General features: G+C 42.5%; 9 protein-coding genes and 4 pseudogenes. 2 read left to right on the plus strand and 11 right to left on the minus strand.

Annotated elements, in window-relative coordinates:
- Nucleotides 1–20 precede the first annotated feature (20 nt).
- From TT12_RS11940 to leuC, 6 genes and pseudogenes are all read right to left on the minus strand, one after another.
- Complete coding sequence (locus TT12_RS11940; RefSeq protein WP_045455162.1) at nt 21–1,154, minus strand: L,D-transpeptidase family protein; 1,134 nt, start codon at nt 1,152–1,154, stop codon at nt 21–23.
- 467 nt (nt 1,155–1,621) lie between these two features.
- A pseudogene (gene leuB, locus TT12_RS11945) lies at nt 1,622–2,724 on the minus strand (3-isopropylmalate dehydrogenase).
- 311 nt (nt 2,725–3,035) lie between these two features.
- Nucleotides 3,036–3,797: a hypothetical protein gene (locus TT12_RS11950; protein WP_045455165.1), complete on the minus strand. Its 762-nt coding sequence runs from the start codon at nt 3,795–3,797 to the stop codon at nt 3,036–3,038.
- Between the two features lie 141 nt (nt 3,798–3,938).
- Nucleotides 3,939–4,588, minus strand: a pseudogene (gene leuD, locus TT12_RS11955) (3-isopropylmalate dehydratase small subunit).
- 47 nt (nt 4,589–4,635) lie between these two features.
- Nucleotides 4,636–5,100, minus strand: coding sequence for a hypothetical protein (locus TT12_RS11960; protein ID WP_045455168.1), 465 nt, complete (start codon nt 5,098–5,100; stop codon nt 4,636–4,638).
- A 25-nt stretch (nt 5,101–5,125) separates the two neighbouring features.
- Nucleotides 5,126–6,543, minus strand: a pseudogene (gene leuC, locus TT12_RS11965) (3-isopropylmalate dehydratase large subunit).
- A gap of 486 nt (nt 6,544–7,029) precedes the next feature.
- Between leuC and TT12_RS11970 the strand changes: the two are divergent.
- Both TT12_RS11970 and putP read left to right on the plus strand, forming a co-directional pair.
- Nucleotides 7,030–7,902, plus strand: a complete 873-nt coding sequence (locus TT12_RS11970) for a LysR family transcriptional regulator (RefSeq protein ID WP_045446822.1) — start codon at nt 7,030–7,032, stop codon at nt 7,900–7,902.
- A 472-nt stretch (nt 7,903–8,374) separates the two neighbouring features.
- Nucleotides 8,375–9,874, plus strand: coding sequence for a sodium/proline symporter PutP (gene putP, locus TT12_RS11975; protein WP_045446819.1), 1,500 nt, complete (start codon nt 8,375–8,377; stop codon nt 9,872–9,874).
- A gap of 85 nt (nt 9,875–9,959) precedes the next feature.
- Here the strand turns inward: putP and TT12_RS11980 are convergent, their stop codons facing one another.
- The 5 genes and pseudogenes from TT12_RS11980 to TT12_RS15680 all read right to left on the minus strand — a co-directional run bounded on the left by TT12_RS11980 (nt 9,960) and on the right by TT12_RS15680 (nt 15,610).
- Nucleotides 9,960–11,201 (minus strand): porin family protein, encoded by a 1,242-nt coding sequence (locus TT12_RS11980; RefSeq protein ID WP_243443662.1) that lies wholly within the window; start codon nt 11,199–11,201, stop codon nt 9,960–9,962.
- Nucleotides 11,202–11,251: 50 nt separating this feature from the next.
- On the minus strand, nt 11,252–11,509 hold the full coding sequence (locus TT12_RS17655; RefSeq protein WP_243443663.1) for a hypothetical protein: 258 nt from the start codon (nt 11,507–11,509) through the stop codon (nt 11,252–11,254).
- A gap of 139 nt (nt 11,510–11,648) precedes the next feature.
- The gene (locus tag TT12_RS11985) at nt 11,649–12,512 is read right to left on the minus strand and encodes a transferrin-binding protein-like solute binding protein (protein ID WP_045455172.1); all 864 of its coding nucleotides are present in this window, start codon (nt 12,510–12,512) and stop codon (nt 11,649–11,651) included.
- Nucleotides 12,513–12,617: 105 nt separating this feature from the next.
- Nucleotides 12,618–12,743 (minus strand): annotated as a pseudogene (locus TT12_RS19140) (hypothetical protein); the annotation flags it as partial.
- Nucleotides 12,740–15,610 (minus strand): HupA family protein, encoded by a 2,871-nt coding sequence (locus TT12_RS15680; protein ID WP_207804068.1) that lies wholly within the window; start codon nt 15,608–15,610, stop codon nt 12,740–12,742. The pseudogene TT12_RS19140 and the gene TT12_RS15680, both read right to left, overlap by 4 nt.
- Nucleotides 15,611–15,871 lie beyond the last annotated feature (261 nt).

A 15,871-nucleotide genomic window follows, 5' to 3' on the forward strand; every position in this document is an offset into this window, starting at 1 on the left:
GGTTAAGAAATAGTGAGGCACTATTTAAACTCAACAGTCGCACCGTTTTGAATCACCCCCAGCAAAGCAAGTGCATCCCAATTTGTCAGGCGTATACAACCCGCTGAGGCTTGACGGCTGATACGGTCAGGATCTGGTGAGCCATGAATACCATAAGAAGGCTTACTAAGCCCAATCCATACCGAGCCCACTGGATTATTAGGGCCAGGTGGAAGAATAGATTTGCTACCGTCTTTAGCAGTATAAGTATAATTAGGCTCATGTACCTTCACCTCTACCGTATGTGTCCCTGTTGGTGACGGTGTTGCCGTACTACCTACTGTGGTTGGATAGCTGGCAACTAAGTTGTTTTTATCATCATAGGCATATAGCGTTTCAGTGGCTTTATCAGCAACGACTCGACTGACAGGCTTGGTATTTGGGTTGCCAGGATTATAAACTGTGATGGTTTCACCCGCCGTAAAGCTAGCCTTAGGGTTTAACGCTTTAAGATAGCTTTCACTAATATGGAATTTTTCTGCTAGCCCTTCTGTGATGCTCTCGTAATACAATCCCTCAAGTTTGGATTTGGCTTCAGCACCAGCTGGTATTTCTGTCATTTTAATATTAACATCCGCATCAGTTATCTGATAACTGACTAGCACTGGCTGCACCGTGAGTTTTTCAATCTTTGTCAGTGCTTGCCATGTTTCATTGTTTAGCGTGTCAGTGACTGCCAAACCATTTGCTTGTTGAAACGCTTGCATGGCCTTGCGGGTATTTTTGCCCCAATAACCATCAACAGGACCCACACCATTATGATGCCAATTTAATAAGGCTTGCAATTTAGTACCGATGATACGGTCGATATTCATACCCTCTTTCCAAGTGGCATCATTCACCTTTTGCGCAGCAATTGATAAATTGTTTGTCGTATACTTGATGGTAGGTAAAAATTTGTTCGAAGCATTTGCGGTTTTGCTATCACCTGCTGACTTTTGGTTAATGCCATTGGTCACAGGGCTGACCTCTTCAGCAGTATTCGCCTTATTAACATTATTTTTGCTAATACTGGCTTCATCGTTATTGGTCGGTGCTTGATTGTTAGCATTTACACTATCCAGTGGTGCTGCAACGCTTTGCCCCATGAAAACTGCCGTAGAAAAACCAATCATCGCTACTGCCGTGCTGATTTTTTTAATTGATACACCTCATGCTCCTAATTTTTTATAAAAATAATAATTTTTATTTTGTTATGTTGTCATCAAGGCTTGTTATTTTGAGTTGTAACGCCTTCATAACCAACTTTGCTCAAACACCTTTTCATCATCTCTCTTCTAACGTGAAAGTCTGAGATTCTAGTGGTTTGTAGGCTGTTAATAATGTCATATTACCTTGTGAGCATATAACAGCTTTATGTTAATAAAGCCCTTGTCCTGCGGTGTCTGTGTTAAAACAAGTACTTTTTTACAACTATCTGGTTTAGTGTGTTACCGCTGGAAAGTGATTAAAATGAACATAAAAAAACCCATAATTTGCTGAGCAAACTATGGGTTTAGAACGACGATAAACGATAAAGATGAGAATTTTTCCCTATCGAAATAAAACAGGGGAAAATTCAATCTATATCACTATAGTGGGATTAGAGTAATTTAGCCAATACTGCTTGCCCCATCTCTTGGCACCCTACTTGCTTCAATCCAGCTTCACTACTGTCCAAGATATCCAGCGTACGCAAACCATCATCAAGGACATCACTCACTGCTTGCTCAATCGCTTGTGCCGCTGCTTCTTGCTTAAAGGTATAACGCAGCATCATCGCAACCGATAAAATAGTCGCCAATGGGTTGGCTTTGTCCTGCCCAGCAATATCAGGCGCTGAACCATGACACGGCTCATACATCCCTTTGCCTGCTTCATCAAGACTGGCTGATGGCAGCATACCGATAGATCCAGTGAGCATAGCAGCCTCATCAGACAAGATATCACCGAACATATTGCCTGTCACCATGACATCAAACTGCTTAGGATTCTTGATCAATTGCATACAAGCATTGTCAGCATACATGTGCGATAACGCCACGTCGCTATAATCTGCTTGCTGCATTTGGGTCATCGTTTGCTTCCACAGCTCGGTGACTTCTAATACGTTTGCCTTGTCCACTGAGCAAACTTTAGCTGCTGTGTCTGCTGCTTGCGCACGCGTTTTTGCCAATTCAAAAGCAACTTTGCCGATACGCTGAATCTCGCTTGTGCTATAGACCATGGTGTTGTAGCCTTGCTGTTCACCATTCTCTAGTGTGCGGATTCCACGTGGCTCACCAAAATAGATACCACCAGTCAACTCACGAACGATAAGCAAATCCAAGCCTGAAATAATCTCAGGTTTGATACTAGACGCATTGACCAACTGCGGGTAAAGCTTTGCCACACGTAGATTAGCGAACAAACCAAGCTCACCACGTATTTTAAGTAAACCACGTTCAGGGCGCTTGCTGCGTTCAATACCATCCCACTTAGGCCACCGACCGCTCCTAACAATACCGCATCTGCTGCACGGGCACGGTCTAGCGTCTCATCTGGCAAAGGCTCACCCGTTGCGTCAATGGCCACACCGCCAATCAATCCAGATTCAAGTGTCAAATCTAACGCAAATTTCTTATTGACCGCATTCAGTACGTCAATGGCTTGAGTCATGATTTCGGGACCGATACCATCGCCCGCTAATGTTAAAATCGTTGCCATACTAATCCTTGTGGGTAGGTAGTTTTTTATTTATGTTAGGGCATGTCCTCATTTTAAAAATGGTGATAAAAATGAGATAAATTGCCGTCAAACAAGGAAAGTAGCGCAAATAATATCGAGATATTGATACGCTATTTAACAATGTTTGGCAAAATTTAGCCATTTCTAACTCATTTAGAGGATAGTCGATTGAATTGAGGACACGCCTTAATAATACAAATTTACGATATTTTCCTAAAAACGATTTTTAGTGCCTTCAATAGCACAAAAAAATCGTGGTCAATTTACTATTTTTGAAACTCAAATAGGCTTTAAGCTTTGGCTTTTACTTTCGATGATGCAGGCAATGCTTTTACGATACGAGTTTCTACAAACTCTCCTTGATGCTCAGCAGACAGCTCTTTACAAAATCGGCGCTGTACAGTGTTGCCTTGATACAGATCAACACATAGCGGCTGCGGTGAAGCGGTGTCTAATAAACTACCAGAATTATCGTTAGACTTTTTCTGATAAGCCCGTAATTGATAAGTGTCCGCCTCAATAAAATCGTGAATTAAAGTAAAACGCTCAACATAGCCCAGATTGTTTTCTGGATAGAAATTCACCTGTACTTCGCGTTTTGCAGGTTTTACCCGCGCATAATAATTGGTTAGACCCGGCATGCCTGAGGCAGACAAAGGTACAATTTTAATCTCATTTTTATGAGCGAGTGGTATCATATCTATGTTTGCATGCATTGATGTTTGTGGATGCTTATTGTTGGTATGACTGCTGATATGACTTTTGCCTTTTGCACTCATATCTTTCATCGCGACTAGCATGGCAGGATTGATAGGCTCATGCGTATCAGCCCCTATCACTCGTGTCTTATCTATCCGTGCAATTTCACAATGATAAGTTCCTATACAGGCAATATTGACTTCACCCGCAATCGGTTGAATCTTACCTGCCCATGCTTTAGCGTTTTCTGCCTCATCTATTTTCTGATACCCAGTCAATAGCTGACAGCCTGACAACAATAAGCTTGCGGCAACAACCGTACTTGTCCATAAAACATAACGTTTTTTATTCATAATGGCGGCTACTATTTATGAGAGAAATAATAAAATATCGTAAAAAAACTACCCTTCATTTTAGCCAGTTCACCGCCATAACTCAACGCTACATTATTACTGTTCAGCAGTTTTATAAGTAATGGCTTGCAGATTCATGATTTATGCTCGTACATCGTTAAATATCCATGGTGTTTTTTGCATCATCTTATGCTCATAATCTTTAATGGCATCGCTTTGCTGCAAAGTTAAACCAATATCATCAAGGCCATTTAACAAGCAGTGTTTGCGAAACGCATCTACGTCAAATGCATATTCTTCACCTGTTGAGGTGACGACGACTTGGCGTTCAAGATCTGCGCTTAGCTCATAGCCTTCATTAGCAAGCGTGTCTTTCATTAATGTATCTACAATTGCCTCGTCCAAGACAATTGGTAGCATGCCATTTTTAAAGCAATTGTTATAAAAAATATCTGCAAAGCTTGGCGCGATTACCGTACGAAAGCCATATTCAGACAACGCCCAAGGCGCATGCTCACGGCTCGAGCCACAGCCAAAGTTGCGGCGTGCCAGCAAAATAGTCGCGCTTGATAACGCGGCTTATTTAGCACAAATTCTGGATTGATAACGCGTGTGCTATTGTCTTGCCCCGGATATCCTTCGTCAAGATAACGCCAATCATCAAACAAATTGACGCCAAATCCTGTGCGTTTAATAGACTTTAAAAACTGTTTTGCAATAATTTGATCGGTATCGACGTTTGCGCGATCTAATGGGCAAACGATACCCGTTTGAGTGTTATAAGCTTGCATGAGTTTTCCTTAAAATATCGATTACTAACGTAAATTTTTTTGGCGGTCTAATGAATCTTAAAAGAGCGTGCCATTTGTTTAACAATACTGGTCATTTTAGTTTTTTCACTTTCAGGATAGTTCAGATGTAATACTGCTTCCTGACCATCCTTAACTTTAATAACATGATAGAAAACTTGACCGTCTTTTCTATAGCCGCTTGCTGTATAGGTTTTATCTTTTAACAGCTCGTAAGTAACTGTCATGCCTGTTTTATATCGATGCTGCTTCTCTTTTAGATAATCACTATCTGTATAAAAGAAAACAGTTGGTGTATTACTCCCAAAGACCAAAATAGTGGCATTAGAATTGGGTAACTTAAAATGACGACCATCACCATTATCTGCCTCAGGCAACCATGTCAATTGATTTGGCACATCGACACAATAGGCAAATCTTCCATTACAGTAATCACGAGCCATCGCTAGCTGAGAGCTACCCAATAAACAAAATAAAACAAACAGCATTTTCATTTTTATGCTCTATAGAAATGCAAAGCTAAAACGTCCGCACATCGACAAAGTGACCGGCCAATGCTGCTGCTGCTGCCATTGCTGGGCTGACCAAATGCGTACGACCACCATTGCCCTGACGACCTTCAAAGTTACGGTTAGACGTTGAAGCACAATGCTCTTGTGGCTCAAGCTTATCAGCATTCATGGCAAGACACATCGAACAACCCGCTCACGCCACTCAAAACCCGCCTCAGTAAACAAGGCATCTAAGCCTTCTGCTTCAGCCTGCAATTTCACTTGCCCAGAACCTGCCACAACGATGGCTTCTTTGATATTGTCCGCGACTTTACGACCTTTAATGACTGCGGCGGCATCACGCAAATCTTCGATACGCGAGTTGGTACATGAACCAATAAAAATGCGATCAAGCTGGATATCCGTAATTTTTTGCCCAGCGTCTAAACCCATATAGGTGTAAGCGCGTAACCAGCCCTCTTCTTGCGCTTCATCAAGTGCTTGGTCAGGCGTTGGTACCGATTGAGTAATATCAACCACCATTTCAGGTGAGGTGCCCCAAGAAACCTGCGGCGCAATCTTGCTACCATCCAACTCAACAACAGTATCAAATACAGCGTCATCATCTGAATATAAGGTACGCCAGTAAGATTCCGCTTGCGCCCATTGCTCAGAGGTTGGCGCATAAGGACGACCTTTGACGTACTCGATGGTTGTGTCATCGACCGCAACCATACCCACGCGAGCACCCGCTTCGATCGCCATGTTACAAACGGTCATGCGACCTTCCATACTCATGTCTTCAAATACTTGCCCAGCAAATTCGATAGCATGGCCTGTCCCGCCAGCCGTGCCAATTTTGGCGATAATAGCCAATACCACGTCTTTTGAGGTCACGCCAGCACCAAGCTTACCAGTGACACGAATTTGCATATTTTTTGATTTTTTCTGAATCAAGCACTGAGTTGCCAATACATGCTCAACCTCTGATGTGCCGATACCGTGCGCTAAGCAGCCCAGCGCGCCATGAGTAGCAGTATGCGAATCACCACAAACAACCGTCATACCCGGTAACACCAAACCTTGCTCAGGGCCAACGACGTGTAAAATGCCTTGACGAGCATCATTAATCGTAAACTCAGCGATATCAAATTTGGCGCAATTTTCATCCAATGTCACTACCTGCAAGCGTGATACCTTGTCCTTGATACCAAGCACGCCTTCTAAACGCTCTTTAGTGACTGTGGGTACGTTATGGTCAGGACTGGCGATGTTAGCCGACAGGCGCCACGGTGCTCTATTGGCCAGCTCCAAGCCTTCAAATGCTTGCGGACTGGTCACTTCATGCAACAGATGGCGGTCGATATAAATCAGGCTCGAACCATCGTCACGCTTGGTGACTTCGTGAGCATTCCAAAGTTTGTCATATAACGTTTGACCGGCCATGTTGCTATCCTTTATTGGTTGCTAATTACTGGTTTTTTACTTGCTTATAGTCATTCCACTATAAAAGTATTGCTGCGTTAACCTCGCTTGAAGCATTAAATATACATCTACACTCGGTTGCCTTGTACTACTTTTAAGTTGACTCGACTATAGTCTATGGTAAAAATTTTCTTTGAATTTTATACGTCGCGATACTTTATTATCAGCGGCATCGTCAGCGGCGCTTGTATCAAAATCGATATTTTTATATTGGTGATTTTACATTGATGACCATTATCAGCGCTTAAAACGTGCGATGAGCTGCGAATAGTCAATTTAATAGAATAAATATGTCACAATACGTCTCGATGTCTTGTGATTATAGCAGGCTAATCCTATAATAATAATTGATGATTTTTGCCCAGACGCAAACTTTTATTTCTAATACATTGTGATTGGGTCAGCCAACTTTTATTTATAGCTCGCAAAGTAGCTAAGGACATCCGTTTGAACACCACAAACTTGACGACATTCGTTACCGTTATGCACACTGGCAGCATCTCAGGTGCCGCAGAAAAACTGTTTATCACACAGCCTGCCGTCAGTAAACGCATCAAAAATTTGGAAGATGAATTCAACATTACTTTGTTTGATACGGTGGGACGCGGCATTGTACCAACCCAAGCAGCCAATGAAATGCTGCCGCATGCCAAGCGGTGGCTAGAAGATTATGAGAATTTTAAGATTAATCTGCAACACTCTCAGCATATCGTATCTGGTAAATTAGTGATCGGCACCAGTCATCATATTGGCTTGCACCATTTAGCGCCTGTACTTAAGCATTTTATCCAAGCTTATCCTGCCGTACAACTAGAAGTACATTTTGTTGATTCAGAAAAAGCGCACAAAGCCGTACTCGATGGCGATTTATCATTAGCATTTTTAACACTGCCGCCCGTTTATGATAAGCGCTTGACCTATCATACGCTATGGTCAGACCCTCTTTACTTTATGACAGGTACGCTATCGCCTTTAGCGACCAAATCTAATGTGACACTAGAGCAATTGGCGCGCTATCCTGCTATTTTACCGTCTGCTAACACTTTTACCAGTCAAATTACCTTGGCTGAATTCGCTAAGCACAATCTGAAACCCTATGCCACGATGAGCACCAATCCTCTTGAGTCTATTCGCATGCTGGTTTCTGTTGGTCTGGGATGGTCTGTATTACCGCAAACCATGATTAGTCAAGATTTAGAACGTATCGATATGGCAGACAATATAGAGTTACAACGCTATTTGGGTGTGGTTATCAATCCGAAATTGACGCAATCTAGCAGCGTTACTGCTTTGTTAGACTTGTTAGCGCCTATTGAATAAGACTCTCGCTAAATGAGGATTAGAGCGTGCTATGGAATCTAAAAAGCACGCTATTCGCATTTACAACCCTCATGCGTTATAATACGCTTGACGTTGTTTTTATAACAAAAATTTACTATAAGAACACTGATAGTCATATATTGAACACTTCGAGTAATATATGATGGTTAACAGTAGGTTTAATGGTTTTAAATGATTGGTTATATAGGTGGCCAATACTGATAAATGAGTCGCAAATGCGAGCAGTCGATGTAATATGGCATTCTTATTGATCTCTAAGCACTGCGAATTCGTATTAGCCCTAGAACAGCATCAATCATATAAAACTAACAGCAGATATTGAATAAAAGCCATTATGTCCTACTTAATGGCTTTTTTCGTCTTTAGATATTGTTTGGGACATCGTCCTATAACACTTAATCTTTATAGTTAAAATAATTACCGCCAACCATGTTGGTTAAGGACAATTTATATGAACGGAGTTTCTAGTGGCGTGCTGGTATCACTTGGCGCCTATTTTTTAGTGATGATTGGTATTGGCATTTACGCTTACTTTAAGCAAGCCAATGATACTGAAGGCTATATGTTAGGAGGACGCAGTTTAGGTCCCGCAGTCACTGCACTATCGGCAGGTGCATCAGATATGTCAGGTTGGTTACTACTTGGCTTGCCCGGCTATATGTATGCTGACGGTGTCGTGAGTATATGGATCGCACTTGGTTTGACACTTGGTGCATTTTTAAACTACCTTATCGTGGCACCTCGCCTTCGCGTTTATACCGAAGTGGCTGACAATGCCATCACTCTACCCGATTATTTCGCCAACCGCTTTGAAGATAAGTCGCACATGCTGCGTGTTATCTCAGCCGTGGTTATCATTTTATTCTTCACGGTTTATACTGCTGCAAGCCTAGTAGGCGGTGGTAAACTCTTCGAAAGCTCACTAAATCTTTCTTATAGCACTGGTCTATGGGTCACCGCTGGCGTTGTCGTTGCTTATACGTTATTCGGTGGTTTCTTAGCCGTTTCGATGACTGACTTTGTACAGGGTATCATCATGCTGTTTGCGATGGTCATTGTTCCTGTCGTCGCTTTCACTGATCTGGGTGGTATTTCAGCCACCACACAAGCGGTTAGAAATATTGATCCAAGCTTGCTTAACATTACTAATGGGATGAGTATCCTTGGCATTGTGTCATTGATGGCATGGGGTTTAGGTTATTTTGGTCAGCCACATATCATTGTACGTTTTATGGCCATTCGCTCAGTCAAAGATGTTCCTACTGCCCGTAACATCGGTATGAGCTGGATGATTGTCAGCCTTATCGGGGCACTGATGACAGGTTTTGCTGGTCGTGCGTATGTGCAAAAGACAGCGATGACTTTAGATGATCCTGAAACCATCTTTTTAGTATTTACGCAGTTTTTATTCCATCCATTGGTTTCAGGCTTCTTATTAGCTGCAATTTTAGCTGCGATTATGAGTACCATCTCATCACAGCTATTGGTAGTATCAAGCTCATTGACTAAAGATGTCTATAAGTTGTTTTTTGATCAAGATGCACCTGAGGCGCGTCAAGTATTGGTCGGCCGCATTTCCGTAATCATTGTCGCCGTTGTTGCCATTTTACTGGCGTCTAATCCAGAAAGCTCAGTATTGAATTTGGTTTCTAACGCTTGGGCAGGGTTTGGTGCAGCATTTGGACCGTTGGTTATTTTCAGCCTAATCTGGCGCGGTATGAACCGTAATGGTGCAGTTGCTGGTATGGTGGTCGGTGCATTGACGGTTATTCTATGGATTTATGGTCCTTTCCAGATGAACGGCATGGCACTCAATAGCTGGTTATATGCTATCGTTCCAGGCTTTATCTTAAGTACAATCGCCATTTTTGCGGTAAGTATCATGACAGGCGGTCCAAAAGCCTCTGTTACTGCGAAATTTAAAGAAATGGAACTCAATTTAAATAAATAAGCTTATCGATATAATTATCACTATAAAAAACCTCGCCATCATTGGCGAGTTTTTATTACTGGCTCAAAGCGTCAAATAGGTTACGTCAAAAGGTCTTTGTTAATAACACCGTTGCAGACTTTTCATCCCGATCATCATAGTAAGCAAAGTTACTTGAAGTTGTTTCATAATCAAAGACCAAACGCGGTGTCAAACCATACAAGGTAAAGTCACGTTTCCAGACTTGCAAACCTAATGAAGTGGATTTGTCTTCTCTGGTTGAGCCCGGCACGCCGCCTACCGCATTATAATAGCCTTTCCATGCTCCACTTCCTGCTGGATAAGCATCTGCAGGATCGTCATAGTCCTTGATACCATAACCTACTGTTGCTAATGTGGAGAGTCCACGCCTCCATTCACGACCCCAACCAGCATTTACAGAATTACGATCATAGCTAATAATACTCGATTTGGGTACATCGTTTCGATAATTACCTACACCCCCATAAAAGTATTCTTTGGCATCCTTAATATAAAAAGCATTTAAACCAAGGAATCTGCCATCTGTTTCGCGATTTGCATTGCTATCATCTTCAAAAGTTTCTTTGGACAAAATACCAGTCGCTGACAGTTTTAGCTTGGGCTTAACCCAGCGTGAGCCGCTGACAGTTGCGCCTTTACGCAAACTATAGGGCGCTTCATCATAATAACGCTTGGTGATAAATGGGGTCAAAGAAACGTCGTTTTTGGCATCATCGTAGCCGACTCCCGTAGAGGCAGTGAATAGATAATCGTTATAGTCAGGCTCATCCCAATATCCTTTTAGGGATGCATTACCACCCACTGTAGCATAGAAATTATTCGGTAAGTTAAAGCGTTTATTCGCGCTAGCAGACACCTGAAGGCCATTGGCTGATTTTTGCTCAATCGAGCGCCCTAAGTCAGATTGAATAGATGACGATGGCGCGTCATTAATATTATTCTCTCTTACATAACTGGCAGAGGCATTGAATTGCCATTTTTCTGAACTATTGATCTGCGCCAATGAGTTTTGCACCCTAGCCATGACGGGTGCTGGTAACTCAACTGCCTGCAATTTTAGAAACTGCTCCTTTGCCGCCACATACTGCTTGTCTGCTTGCATGGCAATGGCCATATTCAAACGTACCGGATGAAAGTCTGGATCAGTTGCAAGCATGTCACGATAAATGGCAATGGCTTGTTTGTTTTTGGCTTCACTGCGATATATGAGCGCATCAGCGAATTTGATCAGCATTGGATCATTGGTTTTTAACGCTTTGTAATGCGGCAATAACTCTTTAACCGTTACCATATCTTGTGCAGACAATGCATCATTTAAATACTTGCTAAACGCTGCTGGATTGGCTTTTAGCGCTTCTAGATTATAAGCCGTTGCTTGGCAAGTTGCTGACGACTTCTAATAGCATCTTGTGCTTCAGAATCTGATATAGCGGTAGAGGGTGCAGTAGGATCTGACACAGAAGTCTGATTTTCGCGTCTAAGCAACTCCGCAGCTTGATCAAGATCGGGTTTTATTTCTGGTAATTCTGGTGCTGCCATAACGGGTAGAGAGATCGCCATCATCGATAGTAAAACAGAAGCGGTGAGCGGTTTGCGTATATATTGATTATTCATGGGTATCCTTACCTAAGTACGATCATTAACTTTCCAAACACTTTTCCAACTTTAATCATCCTAAGGGATTTTGATGTTTTAATCGAGCAAAAAAGCGCCCTAGGACGCTTTCTCTTTTGTATCATACAGTCATATTATCTTATTGCTTTGCCGCACCGAACGTTCCTTGGAATTTAGTCCCCGTACCAGCTGCAGTTCCTTTTCCACCTTGATCAGATACATCTTGATAAATACCGCCTAAGAACTTCGCACCTTCACCATAGAAACCACCTGCGGTATCGATGCCATTTTTATTACCCACAAAAGTATTGCCCGCAATATCTGCATCAATTTTGATCTGATTGCCAGCAGGCATATATTTATAGTCCGTACCAGTAAATGATAATGTGCCATCAACTGAGCCATTGACAAAATCAACGTTGAAAGCAGAAGTACCATTAACTGGGGCTGTCGAAGCATTATCCGCTAAATGGATATTTTCAATATAAGTCGCACTGCCTGTATATTGAGCCTTACCATCATTAACACCTTTCAGACTGTCCATACCTGCTTGCGAGGTTAAGTAGCCTTGTACATATACATTGGCTGCACGTGAGACATCGCCTGCAAACGATGAGTTAAGATTGCCATATACATGACCAATCTGCATTTGATTGTCAAAGTTCTCATAAACAGCGCTGTATTGATAACTTGGATTGAGGTTACCTCTCCCTACATCAACTGTGACTGCGCCAGTTGCATTGGTCAAAGACACCTCTATTGGTTTAAGGACCGTGTCTGGCTTAACCATATCAGCAAGTACTTTGCCTTTACTAAAGCTATTGAAATTGTTGCCTTTGCGATTGTCTATTGGGACATTAGAACCATCCTTAACGTTCGTTTCTGTCCATGCCGATTTATCATCTCTGATTTCCACATAACCAATCGCGTCTACCAGTTGACCTTGACCCAATGGTAATGTTTTATTTTTGCTACTTAAGGCGGTAGATTGGAAGCCTGTCATTGTAGACTCTACTGGAGCAGGAGCAGCGCTTGGATCTACTTTGCTAGCGCCATAAGTGCCTTTACCACCAGAAACTTGATAAACACCACCTAATAGACCTGCATCTTCACCAAAGAAACCCCCTTTAGTATCAACCCCATTCCAATTACCAGCAAAGGTATTTCCAATAATCTCGGCTTTGATTTTCTTCTCACTGACATTAGAACCTTCAAATGATAACGTACCATCTATTTGACTGTCGACAAAGTCACATCAAACTCAGAGGTACCTATAATCGGATTAACACCAATGATTTCTTGCTCACTATTACCAATATAAGTGGCATCACCTTTATAAGCTACTTTGCCATCATTAATACCATTATCAATATTGTATTGTGACAAGCCTTTCATGTACTGCATATCGTCAGTGCTTGTACTGTTACCTTGTACGTAGACATTAGATAAGGTGTCTAATCGAATTCCATTGTTTGTCGTTTTGAGATCACCGTATAAATGACCGATTTGCATCTGATCATTGTAGTTTTTATAAACAGACGTATATTTGAAACGTCTGTTCAAATATCCTGCTGGCAATGAATATAAAGCACTCTTTTTAAATCCTGCTTCGTAGTCCTCATCACCTGCATCTCGTAACTTAAAGTTAGTAGTAGTATTTTTATCAAAACGTCCAGACCCAGTTTCTAATAAATTAACGTTGAGCGTATCGTAGTTAGCAGAAGTATTGGTATTGATAGCGCTATTGTCACTACCTGAGATCGTATTTTGGAAACCACTTATTGTTGCATTCACTGGAGACTGTGGATTGGTTGGTGCTGGTGGTAACTGCTGCGATGCTTCAAGAGCCTCTTCTGCAGCTTTTGCTCTAGCTTCTGCATCTGCTTTCGCTTGTAAAGCTTCATCAGCGCGCGTTTGAGCAGCAGCAGCTTGTGCTGTCGCATCTGCGGCTTGCTGATTGGCTTCTGCGACTTTTTTATCCGCTTCCACTTTGGCCTCACCAATCGCTTTGTCTGCAGCATTTTGTGCTGCTTGTGCAGCTTGTAATGCGGCGTCTTTTGCAGTCTCCGCAGCTTTTCTGGCAGCTTCTGCCGTCGACAAGGCTTGTAATGCAGCGGCTTCAGCCATTTCTGCTGCGGATGCACGTTCTAGGGCAGCAGCTAATTGCTTTTCACCATTACCAGCATTGGCTAGAGCGTCTTCTGCTCTTTGTAAGGCTTCTTGCGCTTTAACAGCATCAGCTTTGGCTTTATCAGCAGCAGCTTTAGCAGCATTTGCCTGTGCCTGAGCATTAGCGATGGCAGCATTAGCAGCAGCTGCGGCTGCTTGAGCGTTTTTGGCAGACTGCTCAGCAGCGGTTTGTTTATCGCTGGTCGCGCCATAAGTTCCTTGGGCATTATTGCCAGCGTAAACACCGCCTAGGTACTGGGCATCACCACCAAAGAATCCACCTTCGGTTGTATAGCCTGCATTGTTAGCAGCAGTCCCTGAGAATTGGTTGCCATTAATGCTGGCGGTTAAACCAATTTTACCGGCTTTATTAAATGTGAGATCCCCTTTTACGTTTTTAGCCACAAAGTCTGCGGTGAATACTGATTTGCCAAATTCGATATCATTACCTAAACCAAGTTCACGATAAGTAGCATCACCTGTATAACCTACTTTACCTTCGGTTGGTATATTGGCAGCTTGAGTAGCATTACCAGTAACGACAACGCCATTCACAGGTAGGGTTGAGCCTAACAATGCTACTTCAGCGGCACCATCGATATGACCGATGCGCATGTCATCGCCAAAGTCTTTATAAGTTGAGGTGTAGTTAAGTGGTAAGGTTTGACCAATTGCTGCGACGATAATTTCAGTATCGCCTTCATAGGTTTTAAACCCGCTCTGAGTTTCAGTATCGTTGGCCCCTGATGTTACGATAGCGACTTTAGGTAGTAGACCAGGTTGATCTGGCGTGGAGGGATCTTGTGAAGCGATGTCAGCTCTAGCATCTACTGTGGAACCATCTGCGCTGATGTCAAAGTCGCGGGTGGTGGTATTAAATACACCCAATGATCCAGCGTTGATATTCAGCGACTGCACGCCAGATTTCTCTGCTTCAGGGGCATTCTTAATGATGGCGGCAGCTAAGGCATCTTTAGCCGCTTGGGCGGCAGCTTGAGCCGCAGTTACTTGGGCGGAAGCTTGAGCAGAGGCAGCGGCTTGAGCTTGCTGAGCTGCAGCGGCTTGGGCATTAGCGGCGTCAAGAGCGACTTGGCGACGGTCAACTTCTGCTTGTAAAGCTTCGGTGTTGCCACCTGAGGCAAGTGCGGCGGCTAAAGCTTTCTCTGCAGCTGCTAGATCATCTGTTGCTTTCAATAAATCAGCTTTAGCTTTGTCTGCTTCGCCTTGGGCTTTATCTGCTTTTTGTTTCTCAAGCGCAGCTTGGATTTTGGCAGCTGTGGCTTGTTTTTCTGCTTGAGTTTTGGCTTCTTCTGCAGCTTTCAAAGATGTCTCAATCTCTTTAGCCTTGGCCTCTGCTACGGTTGCACGATTATCTGCGGCTTTAGCCTTTTCTTCAGCCGCTTTCACTTTGGCAACTGCATCGGCGGCGGATTTTTTAGCGGCTGTTATTTCCGTTTTAGAAGCTTTTGCAGCCGCTTCAATTTTTGTTACCGCCTCTACTCGAGCGGCTTCTGCAGCGAGCTTGGCCTTTGCAGCTTCATCTTTTGCAGCATCTATCGCTGTTTTAGATGCCGCCATTACCTTCTCTGACTCTTTTCCAAAACTCTCTTGGGCTGCTTTAAGAGCATCTTGCGCAGCTTTGGTTTTTGCTTCTGCAACCTTGAGCGCTTCTTGTGCAGCTTTAGTTTTTGCTTCTGCAGCTTTGATTGCCTTTACTGCGTCAGCATTGCTGACATTGCCTCCACTATCAATATTTTCGCCACTTTCTGATCCTATTACAGGTGACGACTTAGGCGTAACCGTGCTATCACTACCGCTCGTTGAACACGAAGCTAAAATGACAGTGGTTAAAATAACCACGCTGGCTTTGACCGGTGTCTGTAGTTTTTTTACGGCAGATATCGCTGGTATTGAATGATGATTAAATGACATTCGTCTTCCTCCATGAAGAACTGGTAATATTCCATTATTTACTAACTTAGACACAACATATATTCAGTGCCTTGAATAGATAAACAAATGTAATATGAAAAGTCAATTAATATTATTCAAATATTAATGTCAGTAACTTTTAGTTACTAAATAAATTTAATAAATATTTTAAATGATATAAATCGTATTACATAAACAACAAAATTTTAATATAACATATAACGATAAAGTCATATTTTAGAAAAAACAAAATGACTTATC

The sequence above is a fragment of the Psychrobacter sp. JCM 18903 genome, assembly GCF_000586475.1.
Taxonomy (GTDB): domain Bacteria; phylum Pseudomonadota; class Gammaproteobacteria; order Pseudomonadales; family Moraxellaceae; genus Psychrobacter.

Bases quoted from the DNA above. Each gene is read 5' to 3' on its own strand.
- TT12_RS11940 (WP_045455162.1), bottom strand. From the start codon at position 1,154: ATGATTGGTTTTTCTACGGCAGTTTTCATGGGGCAAAGCGTTGCAGCA.
- TT12_RS11950 (WP_045455165.1), bottom strand. From the start codon at position 3,797: ATGAATAAAAAACGTTATGTTTTATGGACAAGTACGGTTGTTGCCGCA.
- TT12_RS11960 (WP_045455168.1), bottom strand. From the start codon at position 5,100: ATGAAAATGCTGTTTGTTTTATTTTGTTTATTGGGTAGCTCTCAGCTA.
- putP (WP_045446819.1), top strand. From the start codon at position 8,375: ATGAACGGAGTTTCTAGTGGCGTGCTGGTATCACTTGGCGCCTATTTT.
- TT12_RS17655 (WP_243443663.1), bottom strand. From the start codon at position 11,509: ATGAATAATCAATATATACGCAAACCGCTCACCGCTTCTGTTTTACTA.
- TT12_RS11985 (WP_045455172.1), bottom strand. From the start codon at position 12,512: ATGACAGGCTTCCAATCTACCGCCTTAAGTAGCAAAAATAAAACATTA.
- TT12_RS15680 (WP_207804068.1), bottom strand. From the start codon at position 15,610: ATGTCATTTAATCATCATTCAATACCAGCGATATCTGCCGTAAAAAAA.